Genomic DNA, 18,473 nt, shown 5'->3' on the forward strand with positions numbered 1-18,473 from the left:
TTGCTTTTATAAAGCCTTTTTTCACAACAATATAAGCAGAGTTTGAAAAAATGCCCCATCACTATTGTAAAACAAATTCTGTTGTGCTTCCTGTATAACTACCATTTATTTGTCCCAAAGCAGTAACAAAATTGAAGTTAAAGTTATAATTTCCATCACTCAACTTTGCAATTATTATTCTGCCTTCATTTGCTACAATATCAGATTGGTTAAAAACATTGTTGTATGACACAGCCAAATTGTTTTCCATAACATACTGGTTTTTGATATTTGTAGAATTGAAAACCCCATTGCCATCATATTCATAAGTCCCTATAGGAAGTTCACTTAAAATTCCATTGTTGTATTGGAATCCAAAGCTAAAAGAGTGTGAAAAGTCATTTGAATAGGTTGTTTCGTTTTGTCCGTTTCCCATTGTTAGAACCTCTCCTTTGGTTAAAGCAATGGCATATATAGTATTATTATTTAATTCGGTCTTTATGATATAAGCATTCTCCAACTCATAGTTAGTGCCATTAATATTAAACGAATTGGTTTGATTTGGTTCATTGTTGCTGTCATCGTTGGATGAACAAGAACAAGCAAAAAGAGTAATAATTAATAGTCGAAAATAGATTGTTGTTTTCATAAGTTATAGGTTAAATTCTTGTTTTAGATATTCTTGTATATTAGGGCTATCTACTCGCTTTAAATAGTTCATTAGTTTTGGAAATATCTTCACTCCTGTTCTTCCGACTACTGTGTTTTTATCTTTAATCATCTCCGATTTCAAAACAACCTCTAAAGTTTGAGGGTTGTCGAGATATGGTTTTATAAGGCTTTTGAAAACAGTATTATAATGAGTTCCCCAATTGCATCTTATGAAGTGTCTAAGAATATGCTCCATTTGATATTTAATTTCATTGACAATAACTTCCCTCTCTTTAATAGACTTACTATCTAAGGAATTAATTAAAGGCATAAAGTCATTATTTATCAAATCCATATCTAATTGAATTTTAGCTTAAAATTTTTTGATAAGTAAACTATCACAGTCAATATTAAGCCAACTAATAAAACATACTTGAAATCCATAAAAGTAGCTTTAAAGTAATATGAAATTCTATTGGTATAAGGTTTAAAATCTCCACCAACAAACTTCATATCTCCTATTGTTAAATTGTTACCATCAAAGATGAATCTTGAACCAAAAGGTGTATCGAGATAGATGCTTTCTAAAGGCGTTTTAGGCGAAACATAATCAACTAGGTTAATCTTTCCTCCAGTATATGTGTTTTCTACATTGGCAACGTATGAGAAGTCCCCAAAATGCTCTATTACAAACACCAATATTATACTTAATAATAGTCCAATTATGATTGATTTTGGTATATCTTTATTTATAGTAATTGTTTTTTTCATAGTTTTTCACTGTTGACATATACGCTTACCGAGTACGCTAATATAAGAAGTAATATTGACTTCTATGTCAACAGAAGAGCAAAAAACTAACGAGATTGAACTTACTCCCCAACAGCTTAAAATTTATAAAAAAGCATTTGGAGAAAGGTTGCAGGAAATCCGATTAAAAAAAGGCATGTCTCAAACTGCTTTAGCTTCTTTAATTGGCTTTGAAAAAACAACTATTTCTCGAATTGAAAATGGCAGAACAAATTTTACATTTTCCACAATCGTTAAAATTTGTCTCGCATTGGAAGTTGAAATGAAAGAAGTTTACGATTTCAAATTTCTTAAATAAATCACAAAAGACCTATATGTCTTAACCCCATTTTTGAGCCTATTTTGGGTTATTTTTTTCCAAAGGCAATCAACTAGTTAAATTTCTTTATCATCAAAGATGAAAAATCTCAAGTATATTTTTACAGTAAAATAATATGAAATAATGAAGTAAACTCGATTAGGTTACGATTACCACTATATATTTACTTTATAACCTAAAAAAGACTTAAATTTTACCAACTTAATCATCAAAAGCTGAAAAGTAGCTCATCCGTAATTCACTTATCCAATAAATTTTCATATTTAACAATCATTAGTTTTTATCAGTTTTTCTTAACTCAATAAATATTAAATTTGGTAACACATTAATTACTATGTTAACACAAATTGAACAAGCTTTAATCAGATGCAATTCTGACAAATATGCAAACCTCTGTCGATTATATTTATCATACAGGTATAACAATGTAATTCCTACAGGGTTTGTTTTGGGAAAAGAAAAATCAAAAAAAGGAACTCCTGACAATTTTATTCCGATAGAAGATTATTATATTTTTAATGAAGTTACTACTCAAAAAGAAAGACTAAAAAGTAAACTTAAAAAGGATATTGAGCATTGTTTTAAACAAGAAGACATACCTAAACAAAAGATTGTCAAAATTATTTTGATGTGTAATAGTGAGGTTAGTGCTTCATTATTTAATGAATTATCAGAATATAAAAATACATTTCAAAATTCAACAAAATTGGAGGTCATTGATTTAGCTGACTTTTCCAATCACATACATAGAGATTACCCTTCAATAGCAAGAGAACTTAATATACCAATTGACACAGGTCAAATTTTAGAAGTCAAATCCTTTATTAATCAATATGAAAAATCAAAATTTGCAACCACGTTATCTAATGATTTTTTTAATAGAAAAGAAGATTTAGATGATGGAATTCAGTACCTAAAGGATTCTGATATTCTTTTGATTTCTGGAATTGCTGGAATTGGCAAGACTAAATTCTCATTGGAGTTATCTAAAAGGTTTAAAGATGAGTTTCCAGAATTTCATTTAAAGTATATCATCAATAATGGTTGTTTGGATATATGGGAGGATTTAAAAGTTCAATTAATAAAAGATAGAAATTATCTCATAGTTCTTGATGATGCAAATAAACTTAAAGCAAACCTTGAACTAATTCTAAATTTTATTAAAAATGAAGAAAGAAAAGGTAAAATTAAATTAATACTTACGGTAAGAAACTATGTCAAGGAATATGTCCAGCAGTTTTTAAAACACTATAAGCATATTGAATTAAAAGAGTTTGAAAAATCTGAACTGGCACAAATTCTTCAAAGCCCCGATTTTAAGATCACTAATTATTATGTTGATAGGATTTACTCAATTTCTAAGGGTAATCCAAGAATAGCTATAATGGCTGCAATTGCAGGTATTAATAAAGAAATTGAAAAGTTAAATAACGCATCTGAAATATATGAAGAGTATTTTTCATCTGTAAAAGACAATATAGAAACATTTGGAAATGAAAATTTACTCAAAACAGCAGGAATAATATCGCTTTTTAGAGTTATAGATTTTGATAATGAAAGTACTATTAATGAAATAGAGGAATATTTTGAAATCTCGAAAAATGAGTTAATTGAAAATTTAAGGGCACTATACAAGCTAGAAATCACAAATGAATTTAAAAATGCTTACAAAATTGCCGACCAAATACTGGGAGAATATATTTTCTATCTAGTTTTTATTAATGAACAAAAAATACCTTTCTATAAATTACTTAAAGTTTATGTGGAAAAAAGATTTTTCCCATTAAGTAGAATTTTAGTTCCAATTGTTAGCAATTATGGATTTGAATCAGTTAAAAATCAAATCGTTAAGGATATTAAAACCGTATGGAATGAAATTTACAAAGAGGAGGTTGCAATTCGTTTTTTGGATGACTTTTGGTATTACCTTACTACAGAAGCATTGATATATCTCAACAAGTTTGAACGTTTAAAATTTCCCAAACAAATAAATGAATACCCTTTTAAAGTCTATGATGAAAACCATTTAAACTCATATAAAGACAAAAGAATTGACATACTAGTCAAGTTTGAAAACTTTCATGATGACTTCAATCATGCACTAGCTATTTTACATGATTATGGATTGTCAAATGAAACACTTTTCACAAAACTTCTTAAAGTATATACACAAAGTTTTACATACGGTCAATTTAGTTACGAATACAAATACAGAACCCAAATTAACTTATTTGATTTCCTATACTCCAAAATCGATGAGAACCCTTTATTTTACTCAAGATTAATACTATTTATTGCACCAAGTTATTTAATTGATAGTTATCGATGTACGGTTAATTATGGTAATAAATTTGCTATAAGCATGAAACCTATATGTTTAACAGAAGAGCAAAAAAGATTTAGAACTAAGCTTTGGGAATTTATTTTTAACTGTTACAAAAACATCAAAATAAAAAATGAAAGTAGGAACGCCTTAATTAAGTATGTTTCTAAATTATCTTATCACGATAGAGTAAATGATGTTATTGAGTTTGATATGAATATTTTAATACCATTCATTGAGGACAATTTCAACAAAGATGATTATACCGATAATTCTATAGTTGATAGATACACTTCCAAATTGAGACTTTATAAGATTAAATACAAAAAAGGGTTAGAAGATTTACACTGTGGAGATTTATATAATACTTTTCTATTATTAAGTGAAGACAAGCTTAAACGCAAAGATTTTAATGGAGATTATGATAAATATGAAGAGTACAAAGAAAAAGAGGTTGAAAAGTTTATTGCTGATTTTTCATTAAAGGAATATTATAAACTTTTAGACGATATTGATTTTATCTATAAGCAAGAGACTAAAGGATTAAGGGGTTATTTTGGTGTAAACCATTCCTTTGAAGCCATTTTAAAATATTTACACAAAAAGGATTTTCATTTATTTCTTAAAGTCTTAAAGAAAACACTCCAGTATGATTTCTGTAAAGAGATTGCTTTTGGCAGGGTTTTTTCAAAAATTGAATTCGACAATCAAAAAATTAAGGGTTTAAGAAACTTGTTAAAAAGCAATAGTGTAGGGCAATTATATTTAAATCTCTTTTGGAATGGTTTGTCTGATAACGAGCTGACAGATGAAGACTATCTACTATGCTTAAACTATATAAAAAGAAATGATGTAAAATATATATGGTTTTTGCCTAATTTTCTTGAAAAGGCTAGTAATGTTTTTAATGATTTTAAAATCAAATTATATGAAATATTTGATATAGTTATTGAGAGAATTAACAATGACAAGGTAAATGTAGAAAAAGACTTTTTCTTATATCTTCATAAAAATCATTTTGAACTGTTTAATAGCAAAATTGAACAAATTAAACACTCTTATCTTATTCTTGACGAGAAAGACAGGCATTTTGATTATGACCTAAAGTTGTTAAAGTTAATATTAAATGACTATCCAAGTTTTATAACTGATCTACTGAAAAACAGTTATGATTACAAAGATTATTTATCCAGACGAGAATTAAGTCAAAATGATTTTACAAAATTATTGGATTTAAGTAATTATGAAGTTGTAATGTATAAGATGTTAGAATACTTTAAAAAGTTTGATAGATTCTCATGGTCAGATGATATTTCAACCGTTTTTAAAGGGAATAATCAAAGGGAGGAAAATGTACTTAAAGAGTATTTAATCTCATCAAACGATGAATCTAGTATAGCAATGATTTATAATATAGTGGTTAACAAGTACAGAGATAAGAAGTTTGATTTTTTAAAGCTAATAATTGATAAAAATATAAGCACTTCACAATTTAACAGGCTTGGTTTTTATCCTGAAGGCATGATTTCCACAGGCAGTAGAATTCCAAAAATTAGAAATCAAATAACCGAACTACAAAAAGTAATTGATTATTTAAAAAGCTTAAATGATTTAAATCTTTTGGAGTTTGTGAATATTTTAGATGAAAAAGTAATTAGGAAGAAATCTGAAATCGAGAGAGAAATCAAGGAAGAATTTATAAGAGACTGGGGGCTTTAAAAAATAATACATGAATGAAATTATTAAATGGATTGACATTGCAAAAAGCGATGTTAAATCTTCAAAAATACTATTGAAAAATGACTGTTTCAGTCAATCATATTTTTATTTCCAACAAGCCTCAGAAAAGGCGAACAAAGCCAATTGGATGCTAAATGGTCTATTAAAAGAAAGTGAGCTTAAAAATGTTGGACATGACCAATTTAAACCTTTAAGGAAGAACTTAATTAGTCAAAAAGACAATATCAATTACATCAATTCCTTAGAGGATAAAATCAGTTTCATTTCTGAAAACCCATTACTTAAAAGTATTGATATTACTGAATATAAAGATAACTTAACTACCAGTTTAAAATTTATTGACAGTATTAAAAACCAAGAAGCAACTGATTTTGAAGAATCTGATTTAAAAAAACTATTGGAATCACTTCAAGAAATTAAAGAATCTAAACTTGAATTCCCTACAAACCTTTCTGAAATACTTAAAACAAGTTTACATGATTATGCAATTTGGCTCAAAAAGTTTAATTCTGAAAAAACAAATCAAGAAGCTGATGAATTATTAGAAATACTCTCTAACGAAGAACATTTTGTTGATTATATTAAATTAGTTAAGAACCTGCTTGACATTACATTAAGCTTAGCTTATGCTTCAAATGTATTTTTATTTTGTTCAATACTGACTGCCAAACATAGTAATTCAACCAGATACCCTCAAGAATTAAATGGCAATAGTCCTTTGAATGTTTATAATAAGAGTTTGGAAATAATTAAAAAGCAAGAGTGTTTTTTAAATCATCTTGATGATGCTCTTGATAGACTAAAGGGAATAAGCGAAAACTATAATTACAAAAATGATGAAGAAATAACAGCTATTGAACAATCAATAAAAATCAATTACACTCCTGATTCTACTTGGGAGGTTTTTAGCATAAAAAGTAAAAATGATTTTCATAATCAATTTCTAATCAAAAAAAATGTTCATTCTGATGTCCCTGAAAAAATTGTCAAAGAAATGGCTATTGCAGAACAGTTACAGTCATTAAGTTACTTTCATTATCCAGTTTACGGAGATGCTTTTTCAAGGCTAACTCGAATTTTTGAAATGGCAGTTAAATCTAAAGCTGTCGAGTTAAATGTTGAAATAAAAAATAAATCATTATTCAATCTTATAAAGATAATATCTAATGGGCATTCTGAAATTTATAAACAAAGATTGGATTGGGGTAGGAAAATGCGAAATATGAATGCACATCCTAATGCAGGAACTTTATATGGTAGTATGTTAAAATTACCCTTAATTCGTTTAACCAATATCATTAACGATATTTTTAGAGATAACGATTTTTTTAAAAACGAGGATACATACTTGAAATTACTTCAAAACGAATACAAGCATCTTTTAAATGGTTTATGGAAGCTTGACAATGTACTGATTCATTCTGTTGAAATTTTGGCAGCAAGAGGCAAAGCTTCTCTTTGGGCTTTTTATCCTGTTAGGCAGAATTACCCTCAAGATGACAATGACAAATTATATAATCTTGAGCCTATATGTGCAATTTTAACCAATCATACAATAGACAATGGTTCATTGATAAGTAAGACAATTAATAATGCTGTGATTGAGCTTAAAATTGATAACACCAATGAAAATTTAGAGAAGCTTAAATTTTATAAGGATTTAATTAGAACAGCCAATAAAAGCCGAAAACAAGCCATGGAAATGATTACAAGCCAAGCTATTGATTATCAAATTGAAAACTTTTATAACGTCATTGGTTCTTATATCAAATTATAGCATTCATCTTAATCTCGTTAAGAGAATAAATTGGAATTTTTGTTTTCTCCATAAACTTAATTGGTAGTTGATATGATGATATGACCATTGATTTAACTTTATATCCCTTGTCTTCTATTTTAAAAACTTGTAGCACATCACCAATATTTTTCTTTAACCAAAATTCTCTATTCAAATGCTTTGGAAGTTGCTTTTCAATGTAATTTTTTAAGTCATTTTGAAAGTCATACATGATTTTCGCCTGTTTGGTATTCTTACACTCTATTGAATAAAGTATTTTCCTTCTAATATCAAATGCCATAATATCGACATCACCATAGTTTCTATCAGCATTAAATAGCCCATTTTCTTTTATTTTAACTTCATAAGGAATAACTTTTAGGTTTGGTTTTTTTATCAACCACTCAAAAACTTCTTCTCTAAATTCCCTCCCTTTTATATTATTTCTCTCAGCTAATAACTTATTAATTGCCTTACAATCATCCTCAACCTTTAAAGAGCCGTTGTGAAAAAGAGCTAATAAATTATCTGATGCCATATCAATATGTCTAGCACTCCAATAAAAAATAAAACCATTACTACCGTTTTTTACTTTTAATAAAGGTCTTCTTATATATGAATATTTTCGATTGTATCTCCATGGGAATATCTCTGGATAATCATTTAAAACTTTTGGCTTATCCATTTTACCCCTAGTTTCAAGACCCATGTTTTCTATATATGAATTTATATTTTTCTCATTCATATTTGTTCTGCTTTTTAACATAGATTTAAGTTCTTCATCTGTACAGGAATAATAAGATTTTTGATTTTCAAAGCAATAATCTGATAAGAGGTTATTTGTCGCTATAATCATAGGCAAAGTTATTCCCCAATCAGCTAAAAAAGCTTCATCAACCTTATCATAGTAGGCATCAATCTTTTTTTGCTTATCAGAAGTAATACCATTCTTTGTTTTGAATTTATTAGCAAAAGATTCATCATAATCCAAAATTTCGTCTTTTGTAACTGATTCCCTATAATTAGTTAGAACGTTATCATAAAAGTCATGAGATATACCAATTCTTCCAGAAGGCAAAAGCCCCATTTTAGGGTTATCAATCTTAAACTTAATTGAATCTTTAACTGCTCCGTAATTGATTATTTCAGTCATAATTGCTAGTAGAAAATCCACATCATCATCATTTACAGTCTTATCACCAAAAAACGGTTCGGCTACAACAAACTCAATCAAGCATCTTATTGAATGTGATGCCTTTACTAGTTTTCCATTATACTCTTGATAAGACTCAACAACATCTTCATACTTACCAAAGCATTCTATTCTTGCAGTAACAGATAAATCTCTTCTACCAAGACTATGGGATAATGCTTCATGCCTTAACATTAAAAAAGGCAATAATGATTCAAAATTAAATTCTTTTAATCTATTCCTTAATTGCTTAATCAGAGAGTCTATTAATTTAAGGCATAGGGATTCTTTTTCTTTTTCAGTTTTTATAACCTCAGGAATTTTTGATTTTTCAGGCAACCAACTTACATTATCTTCTAATACAATAGCTATATCAGCATCATAAACAAATCTTATTCTAGGTATATGACTCCCATTCATTTTAATATTGTCAACAGAATGTGCGGTTAAAATCATTTTTGCTCTACTCAAAGGCATATAATCATTTAAAATCTGCTCAATTTGACCTTCCTCAATTCTATCGCAATCATAAATAGTAAGTAAATTGTTAATTCCTCGGATTACTGCATCCATCAAAATTCTTTCCCCATGATTATCAACTCTATGAAGTGCTCCAAAAATACTTTTCGGTATTGTTAGTTCAATTTTTCTCAACTTTGGATTTATGTTGAAACCAATATTAATTTTCCCTGTACTGGGGTTATTATCTTCGGTAATTTCCAAAAGCCCCTTTTCAAATGTCAGCTCTATTTCTAAAGGGTATTTATCAAAAGGAATTAGTATGTTCGTCAACGGTTTTTCAAGCTCGTTTAACCAATAAAGAATTGCTTCCACAAAATTTCTACCAACAACATCGTATCTTTTTTTACAGGTAACCCAAATAGGGCAATTATACTTCTCTAAAGCAACTTTTAAATATCCATCAAAAATTTCTTCAGAAGTATATATAGGTGCAAAAGTCTCTGTCTTAATAACAGGTATGTACCCCAAACCATTACTTTCATTTATATAATAAATAAAATGTTTATCTTCCTTTTTATTCGTTTCCACAACAACTTCACCTTGCATTGCAAAATCAAAACTTATCCAATTAGGCGATTCATCATCAGTTAAGAAAAAAGAATCTTTATTTCTTTTGTACCACTTAAAATAAGTTAGTATTGAAAAAAATGGTGTTATTTCAACTCGTTTTTTGTCAGCTCTTTCCTTTGCTTTTGCATATTTCCACAGTGTAAGCTTGTCAATATCCCAATGCGACCCCAGTCTACCCAAATCAAAAACATTTACTGCAAGTTGGTATCTTGCTTCTTTTATCAAGTTAAAGCCTATTGCGGTCATTTCCTTAATCGAAAATTGAGAAAAAACATGAAGAGCTAAAAATTCTACATCATCATTATTTATCTCTCTTTTTATGCTCTTAATAATATTATTAGCTCTTTTTTCTAAATTAGGTTTAGCTGAATTAGATAAATAACATACATACGCATATTTATTATTATCAAATTGCCAAATAGATTCGTCACAATTTAATTCAGTTTCAAAATGAACCTTATTCCAATAAGGAGTAAGGTATTTAGTAAGTTCATTTTTAATAATTTTATCATAACTCTCTTCCAATAAACCAAGCTCACCATTTTCTTCAGCAACTCTTATTATAAATTGATTAAGAGAATACATTTCTGCACTCGGAAGGACAAGTAAATATTCATCTTCTATTTTAACAAAAGGCTTATTGATTAAAACTGTTTCTTCTCCTTTGTTGCTTTTAACTTCTTCAATAGTAGAAGTAAACTGCTGAATGATGTTTGATTTTATTTTGTATTTCCTATAAACCTTTTTAATAGTATCTTCTGAAAAAGCAAATAGCTCTTTGTGTTTCTGGAGAAAAGACTTTTCTGGAAATGTAATCTTATTTCGATAATCATCTTCAAATAAATATCTAGTATAACCTAATTTTAAAGCTATTTCATGTAAAAGAGACAAAAGAAAAACAGTACCCTCTTTAATTTTATCTTTTGTTGATTCTGATAAATCATTCTCAATGAAAAAAACCGAATGGAGAATACATTGGTTTACGTTTGTAGATTCGTGAGCTATACCAGGGAACACAACATTATTTCCATTAAAAAAAGTTATATTTTCTGTAAATGAAGATTCGCTTGGGTCTTCACGATAATCAGTTTCATAATTAACATGAACAGTATTTTGTAAATCCATATAATTAATAGGTTTGCTTATACTATTCAAATTTGATATGATTGTATCTTGTATTGTTTCTAACCTAATAAGCTTAGAGTGGTTTTTAGGAATTAGTTGAAGTACTGAAAATATTTTTAGAAGTTCAAATGAGTTATTATTTCTTATGTAGTTTAAAAAATCATTTTCATTTATATTTTCTTCAATTAACTTTCCGATACAGCATTTTTTGTATTTCTTTCCACTTCCACAAGGACACAATTCATTTCTCCCAATTTTAGCCATAAATTTTGTTTAATCATAAATTTAGGCAAAAAAAGCCTTTAATTTATTATTTATATCAGATTAGAAACCACCATCATGTTTAGCCCCTGTATGTGAAGCTTTTTCTCCCCCAACCCTCCATATTTGCAAAAATTTAAATAGTATATACTTATAAAATGTTAGGAGTCCCAAAGAATAAAATTTTCTTTTACCTATAAAATATTTTATGATTTTACTGTACCATTTGGTTTTTGGGTAGATTTTGGGAAGATTAAGGCATTAAAAAACCCTAATCATTTGATTGTGAAATGATTAGGGTTTTAATTTAGTAGCGGGAACTGGACTCGAACCAGTGACCTTCGGGTTATGAGCCCGACGAGCTACCTACTGCTCTATCCCGCGATATTGGACTGCAAATATACAACCCTTTTTACATTTAACAAGCAATAATTTAAAAATATTTTCGCAATAATTTTTAGTTACTGAATATTAAGGCTTTATTAATTATTAAAATTTGTTCATTCAGTTAAAACATAAAAAAAGCAGCCTTTAAAAGACTGCTTTAAACTAACAATATAAAAACTTTACTCTAAAAAAATTATTCTTTTTCAATGTCTAAAACGGCTGTTGCGTTTGTATTTATTGTCATCATTCCAGGTGGATTTTTACCTGAAAGACTTATGTATTCTTCGTTTAAATTATTATCGCTTACCATTACTGTGCTTAACTTTTTTAAGTTAATTAATTCAATTGGTAAATCGCCTGTAAGGTTATTAGTAGATAATAATAATTCTTCTAAATTATTTAAGTTACCTATTTGAACTGGTATTTCGCCCTCTAATTTGTTATCCATTAAACTTAATTTTTTAAGTTTAGATAAGGCATCAATGTTGGTTGGTATTGTTCCTGTTAAAAAGTTGCTACCTAACAACAATTCTTCAAGGTTAGTTAATTGCATTAAGCTTGCAGGAATTTTGCCCGTTAGCTTATTGCTGTATAATTTTAACGACTGTAAATTCTTTAAACTTCCTAGCTCTGATGGAATATCACCTTCAAAAGCATTCATAAATAACTCTAAAGATGTTAAATCTTGCAAATCACTTAATGATGCTGGTATATTACCTGAAATTTTATTAAAGCCTAAATTTAATTTTTTAAGACTTGTTAAATTTGCTATTTCTTGTGGCAACTCACCTTGTAAGTTATTGAAAGGTAAATTAATTTCGGTTACTTGATTATTTTCTAAAGTAATACCGTACCAAGTGCTAACATCGGCAGATAAATCCCACTTTGTATTCCAATTACTACCGTTTGTGGCATTGTAAAATGCTATTAATGCATCTTTTTGAATTGATGAAACGTTAGCAGCAAAAGCATATGCTGTTGTAAATAAACAAAGGGCTATAAGTTTTAAAGTTTTCATTGTAGAACTAGTTTTGGGGTTAATTCTATTACGAAACTAAGTTAAAACAGGATAAAAAACCATTTTAATCGATTAAATACACGAAACTTTAACACTTAATCCGGATAAACATGTATTTCATCCGAAAACATAGCTTTTAATGGCTAAAAATTGATGTTTAAAATTTCGCCACTTATTTTTAAAAGTTCTAATTCAGCTATTTTAGCAGCATATTTAGCTTGGTTTTTTGTTAACTCTGCATTGAGCAAGTTTATTTGTGCTTGCCTAAACTCAATAGAGTTTAATTGCCCTAGCTTAAACTTTTCGGCAGTTCTATCAAAGTTGTTTTGAGTTGTAACTATATTTTTTTCTTGTAGTTTATAAATGTTCAGCTTGTTTTGGTAATCATCCCAAGCATTATTAAAATCGCGTTCTAAGGTTATTAAAAATTCTTCTTTTTGAAGGTTTTGATTTTCTAAATTAATTTTAGCATTTTTTACACGCGTTATAGTACTGCCGCCATCAAATAAATTCCAACTTAAATTAACACCTCCTGAAAAGCCTGTGTTTGTTGATACTGCTAAAAATGATGCTGCATTGTTATCATTTTTATTCCAACCGTAACTACCTGTTAAACCAATTGTTGGTAAATAAGCTGCTTTTTCAGATTTTACAATGAGTGTATTTATTTCAATATTTTTATTTATTTGAAGTAAACTAGCGTTGTAAGCTTTTGCTTTACTTAACAAATCTGATTTATTTAATAGGTTTGTAAAAGTAACGTTAGTTTCAACATCAAAAGCATTGGTAACGGCATTTCCTAAAACTAGGTTTAAATCTCTTTTTGCACTTTGTAATTGCTGTTGGGCATTCATTAAGTTAATACTGTCATTATTAATATCAACTTCAGCATTTAAAATTTCAAGTTTAGTAGATTGCCCATAGTCAAATTGATACTCTGCTCTAGTAAGTCTATCGTTTGAAATTTCAAGGGTTTGTGCTAATGCTGCTGTATTTTCTTTAAATTCAGCTACATTATAATATACTGTGAAAAGTTGTAAAATGGTATTTTCAATAGTTTCTCTGGCCTGCAGCGCAGTTAATTGTTGCGTTTCTTTTAGTTGTTTGTAATTGTATGAACGCCCTAAACCATCAAAAATAGTATACCCTAATTCTACTGATGCATTATAGCGAGAGCTTTCAGCACCTGTTAGGGTTGTAACATCGCCATTTGAAAATTCAGCCTCGGTATTATCAATATTATAAGTTGCTCCGGCTACACCTCGTAATGTTGGTAAATAGCCTGCATTTAATATACTGGCATTATTTTTAGCTACTTCAACTTGGTTTTCTGCTAATTTTATACCGTAATTATTATCTAAAGCTAAAGACACAGCATCTTTAGGTGTTATTTTTTGTTGTGCTAATAAAGCAGTTGTAAAAAATAATAGGCTTACAAAACTAATTTTCATGTTCTTGTTCTTCATTTTGCTCTATAATAGCGCGTTCTACTTCTTCTTTTGTAACTTTTTCTCCTGTAATTAGCCATTTTACCCCTTGCTTTATGCTATTACTAAATGATAAAAACAGAGGCAAAACTAACAGTGTTAATATAGTTGCATAACCAATACCATATGAAATGGATATAGCCATTGGTTTTAAAAATTGTGCTTGCCTACTTTTTTCTAACAATAATGGCGCTAAACCTGCTATGGTTGTTAATGATGTTAAGAAAATAGCCCTAAAACGTGATTTTCCTGCTTCAGATAGCGCTTCTTCAAACTTCATGCCTTCTCTTAAATTACTATTAAATTTTCCTATTAAAACTAATCCATCATTTACCATAATACCTATTAATGCTATAATACCTAATAAGGATAAAATATTTACAGGAAAACCAGATAGCCAATGCCCCCAAGCTACGGCTGTTAAACTAAATGGTATTAAAAGAATTAACAATAATGGTTGCGAATAGCTTCTAAAAGTAAAAGCTATAGTAATGTATATTAACAGTAATATTATTGAACCTGATAAACCTAATGAGCTTGTTAATTTATTGGCCTCTCTATTTTGCCCCTCAAAAGATGCACTTAACGATGGATATTTAATTTGCAATTGTGGTATAAAATTTTCTTTTATATCATTTAAAATATCTGTTGGGCTATTACTTGGATCTTTTAAATCGGCATACACTTGTATTTCGCGTTTGCCTTCTAAATGATTTATAGCAACATCACCTCTTACAATGTTATAATTTGCAATGTCTTTCAGTGTAACGCGGGCACCTGTTGGGGTTACAATGCGCATATTATCTAAATTATTTATAGAGCTTCGGTTGGCTTTATCATAACGTACCCAAACTTTTATTTCGTCTTGTCCGCGTTGAAAACGTTGTGCTTGAGCACCAAAAAAGCCTGAGCGAACTTGAGACATTACGGTTCTTAAATCTAACCCCAATAAATAGGCGTTTTCTTTAAGTTGAAGGCGAATTTCTTTTATTCCTGCAGGATCATTATCTCCAATATCTTTTAATAATGGGTTTGTTTGCAAGTGTTTCTTTAAGGCAACTTTTGATGCTTTTAACTCTTCAATATTATTACTTAATAAGGAAACCGATACTGGGTTACCTCCAAAATTACCTCCAGAACCATAAATTAATCGTTCAGTACCAATTACAGGCCCCACAAGCTCCTCTAGCCTATTGGTTACTAAAAACGATTGAATTTCATCAGGACGTTCTTCTCCTGGTAAAAGGTTGATTTTAAGTGTTGCACTTGATGAACTACTAATATCTACAATAGTATTTTCAAACAACTCTTTACCTGTACCTTTTAAAAATTTTTCGGTAAGTTCTTTATTTACTATGAATGATTTTTCTTCAATCATAGAAATAATAGAATCTGTAATTTTAACATTGGTTCCGGCAGGCATTTCTAATTCAATAGTTGCAGTATCACTAGCTATTCTTGGAAAAAAAGCTGTTTTAACAATACCGCCGCCAATTGAGCCAATAGTTAAAACCAACAGCATTATAAATATACCTAATGCTAAAATTTTATATGCCAACACAAAGTTTAATACTGGTGTGTAAACTTTATCTCTTAAAAACACCATAAACGTATCGCCACTTTTATTTAAGCCTCGCATAAATGCAAAAAAACCGTTTGAAGATTTGGTATTATGAAGTGTTTCTTTTTTAACTCTTAGTGCTTTTGAATGTGCTAAATGTGCTGGTAAAATTATTAAAGCCTCTATTAATGAAACTGCCAACGTTAATATTACAATTACCGATACTTCGCCAAAAAATTCGCCAATTCTACTATCTAAAAAGAAGAACAATGAAAACGCTAAAAGTGTTGTAATAATAGCCGATACTACTGGCGGAATAACTTCTAAAGTACCATCAATAGCTGCTTGAATTGGTTTTTTACCTTTTTCGTAATGTTGATAAATGTTTTCGGCAATTACAATACCGTCATCAACTAAAATACCAATTACAATAATCATCCCAAATAAAGACAATACATTTATTGTTACATCAAACTGGCCTGCAAAAATAAACATACCTAAAAACGAAATTGGCAAACCAAAAGCAACCCAAAGCGCTAAACGTGTATTTAAAAATATAGATAGAAATACTAAAACCAAAATCATACCTACAATGGCATTTTCAGCTAATAACTGAGTACGTTGGTTTAAGGTTATTGATAAATCTCTTACTACATCTAACTTTAAATTGGTGTATTTTTGGTTGTATTCTTCAATGTATTCTTTAACCTTATCTGCCGATGAAATTAAATCTTCATTATTAGTACTAGTAACTGAAACATTTACTGCTAATTCTTTATTAAAGTAGGTAGCTTTTGGGGTTTCAGAAAACACATCACGAATTTCGGCAACATCTTTTAGCCTTATTATTTTACCATCATTACTGGCTCTTACAACAATATTTGAAAGCTCGCTACCGTAATATTCTCTGTTATTGGCCCTTATTAAATATTCTTCTGTAACTGTTTTTACGTTACCACCTGTTACTAAAATATTAGCATTACTAACGGCTTGTGCTACTTCATTAAACGTTAAATTATAAGCTAATAGGCTGGTTTCATTTACTGCAATTTCAATTTCCTCATCTGGGAAACCAGAAATTTCAATTTGCGAGATCCCATCAATAGCGCGCAAATCGGTTTCTATTTGGCGTGCAATTTGTTTAAGAGTTACTAACGGAATGTCTTTACCACTTACTGCAAATGATATGGTTTCTCTTACTGCTTCTTGTTTTGAAACCACCAAGGGCTCCATACCCGTTGGAAAAGAAGGCACTCTATCAACCGCATTTTTAACCTCTAAAAGCATAAAATCTAAGTTTTCACCTTTTTCAATTTCAACAGTTATACTTCCGCTGTTTTCTCGTGAAACCGATGTAACTCTATCAATACCTTTTAGGCCTTTTAAATTATCTTCTATTTGAAGCACAATACCTTCTTCTATTTCTTGTGGTGATGCACCAGGATAGGTAATGGCTACTGTAATTATTTTTGATTCTACTAACGGAAAAAAAGACGATTTTAACGATAGCATACCAATAATACCAAACACAAAAAAGGCTAAAATTACCACATTAACAGCAACGTGATAGCGTATAAAATATTCAATTATCTTTTTCATTATTCTTGTGTTGTTGCTAGTTTTGTTATAGCTGGTTTTGCCAGCATACCTTTATAGGCTCCTGGCACAGGTTGACTTACGTAAACAACACCATCTTTAACACCTTTTAAAACTACTTTAGTATCTGTAAAATACACTGGTTTTACGGGTACAACATCTAAAACACTATCTTTTAAAATAAAAATGGTGTTATCATCTGTTAATAACGATCTGTTAATTTCAATAGCATTTTCTTCATCTTTAGCATCTAATTCTGCCTCTAAATAAACGCCTTCTTTTAAATCTGGGTGGTTAACTTCAATAAAAGCTGTAACGGTTTGTGTGGTTAAATCTACACTACCATTAACCCTTACTACCGTACCGTTGTATGTTGTGTTACCATCTAATGTTTTTAATACTACCTTTTTGCCTGTTTTTAAAAACGTTGCATAGGTTTTGCTTATGGCTACTTCAATTTCATATTCTGAAGTATCAATAAATTCACCTAGTTTTTGCCCATTTCTTACTAAAGTACCTTCGGTTACTAAAGCCTCTGTAAGCACACCTGTAAATGGTGCATTTATTGCATATTTTGCTAAACGTTGTTCTAAGTTTTTAACATTGTAATAGCTAGACACTATACCTCTACCTGTAATGAAAAAGTTTTCTTTTTCAGAAGTCATTTCAGGTAATTTTGGTGTTGCTTTTTCAATATTAAACCCTGAAAGATATTGTTGCCATTTGCTATAAACCTCAGGAAAATCTAACCTTAAATCTGGCATAATTGCAGCAATATCATTATACAAATTACTTTTAGCCGATTGTACACTTGCGTAATACTCTGCTGCATCAATTCTTATTAAAGGTTGCCCCTTTTTATAAATTTGTCCTGGTTTAAAAAGTTTTCCTGTTTGTTTAAAAACACCTTGTACTTCGGCATAGAGTTCTACCCTACGTTTTGCTACAGTATTGCCACTTGCTGTAACAACTATAGGAATGGTGGTATTTTTAACGGTATCAACAAAAACCGTTTTTACAACTTTACCTTTTACTGGCTTAGGTTTGTTTTTGCTTTCAATTAAACTTTTGGCAATAAAAAAAGAAACTGCTATTAGTAAAACGCCAATAACGGACAGTATAATTTTACGCATTTAGTACAATTTTGATGGTGTA

The 18,473-nt window shown here is 29.4% G+C and carries 11 protein-coding genes and 1 tRNA gene; 3 read left to right on the forward strand and 9 right to left on the reverse strand.

Annotated features, from left to right (window positions below):
* Positions 1-61 precede the first annotated feature (61 nt).
* The 3 genes from FUA26_RS15750 to FUA26_RS14090 are packed head-to-tail and all read right to left on the reverse strand — an operon-like array spanning position 62 to position 1,401.
* Positions 62-628, reverse strand: a complete 567-nt coding sequence (locus tag FUA26_RS15750) for a hypothetical protein (RefSeq protein WP_186826923.1) — start codon at positions 626-628, stop codon at positions 62-64.
* Between the two features lie 3 nt (positions 629-631).
* Positions 632-985: a hypothetical protein gene (locus FUA26_RS14085; RefSeq protein ID WP_147137493.1), complete on the reverse strand. Its 354-nt coding sequence runs from the start codon at positions 983-985 to the stop codon at positions 632-634.
* A 2-nt stretch (positions 986-987) separates the two neighbouring features.
* On the reverse strand, positions 988-1,401 hold the full coding sequence (locus FUA26_RS14090; protein ID WP_147137496.1) for a hypothetical protein: 414 nt from the start codon (positions 1,399-1,401) through the stop codon (positions 988-990).
* A 64-nt stretch (positions 1,402-1,465) separates the two neighbouring features.
* On the opposite strand from FUA26_RS14090, the gene FUA26_RS14095 reads away from it, so the two are divergent.
* The 3 genes from FUA26_RS14095 (at position 1,466) to FUA26_RS14105 (ending at position 7,599) form a co-directional block, all read left to right on the forward strand.
* Entirely contained in the window at positions 1,466-1,738 is a 273-nt protein-coding gene (locus tag FUA26_RS14095) for a helix-turn-helix domain-containing protein (RefSeq protein WP_147137499.1), read from the forward strand.
* A 355-nt stretch (positions 1,739-2,093) separates the two neighbouring features.
* Complete coding sequence (locus FUA26_RS14100; protein WP_147137502.1) at positions 2,094-5,801, forward strand: nSTAND3 domain-containing NTPase; 3,708 nt, start codon at positions 2,094-2,096, stop codon at positions 5,799-5,801.
* 10 nt (positions 5,802-5,811) lie between these two features.
* Positions 5,812-7,599, forward strand: a complete 1,788-nt coding sequence (locus FUA26_RS14105) for a HEPN domain-containing protein (protein ID WP_147137505.1) — start codon at positions 5,812-5,814, stop codon at positions 7,597-7,599.
* Here the strand turns inward: FUA26_RS14105 and FUA26_RS15780 are convergent.
* The 6 genes from FUA26_RS15780 to FUA26_RS14135 form a co-directional block, all read right to left on the reverse strand.
* Positions 7,589-11,272, reverse strand: coding sequence for a YecA family protein (locus FUA26_RS15780; RefSeq protein ID WP_222611774.1), 3,684 nt, complete (start codon positions 11,270-11,272; stop codon positions 7,589-7,591). The genes FUA26_RS14105 and FUA26_RS15780 overlap by 11 nt on opposite strands.
* 308 nt (positions 11,273-11,580) lie before the next feature.
* Positions 11,581-11,653 (reverse strand) — tRNA-Met (locus tag FUA26_RS14115).
* Positions 11,654-11,849: 196 nt separating this feature from the next.
* Complete coding sequence (locus tag FUA26_RS14120) at positions 11,850-12,674, reverse strand: Two component regulator three Y domain protein (protein ID WP_147137508.1); 825 nt, start codon at positions 12,672-12,674, stop codon at positions 11,850-11,852.
* Between the two features lie 143 nt (positions 12,675-12,817).
* On the reverse strand, positions 12,818-14,125 hold the full coding sequence (locus tag FUA26_RS14125) for a TolC family protein (protein ID WP_246109147.1): 1,308 nt from the start codon (positions 14,123-14,125) through the stop codon (positions 12,818-12,820).
* On the reverse strand, positions 14,115-17,321 hold the full coding sequence (locus FUA26_RS14130; protein ID WP_147137514.1) for an efflux RND transporter permease subunit: 3,207 nt from the start codon (positions 17,319-17,321) through the stop codon (positions 14,115-14,117). Before FUA26_RS14130 ends, FUA26_RS14125 begins: the two co-directional genes overlap by 11 nt.
* Positions 17,321-18,451, reverse strand: a complete 1,131-nt coding sequence (locus FUA26_RS14135; protein ID WP_147137517.1) for an efflux RND transporter periplasmic adaptor subunit — start codon at positions 18,449-18,451, stop codon at positions 17,321-17,323. The genes FUA26_RS14130 and FUA26_RS14135 overlap by 1 nt, the downstream gene beginning before the upstream one ends.
* Positions 18,452-18,473 lie beyond the last annotated feature (22 nt).

It is taken from the genome of Seonamhaeicola algicola (assembly GCF_007997385.1).
GTDB classification, from domain to species: Bacteria; Bacteroidota; Bacteroidia; order Flavobacteriales; family Flavobacteriaceae; genus Seonamhaeicola; species Seonamhaeicola algicola.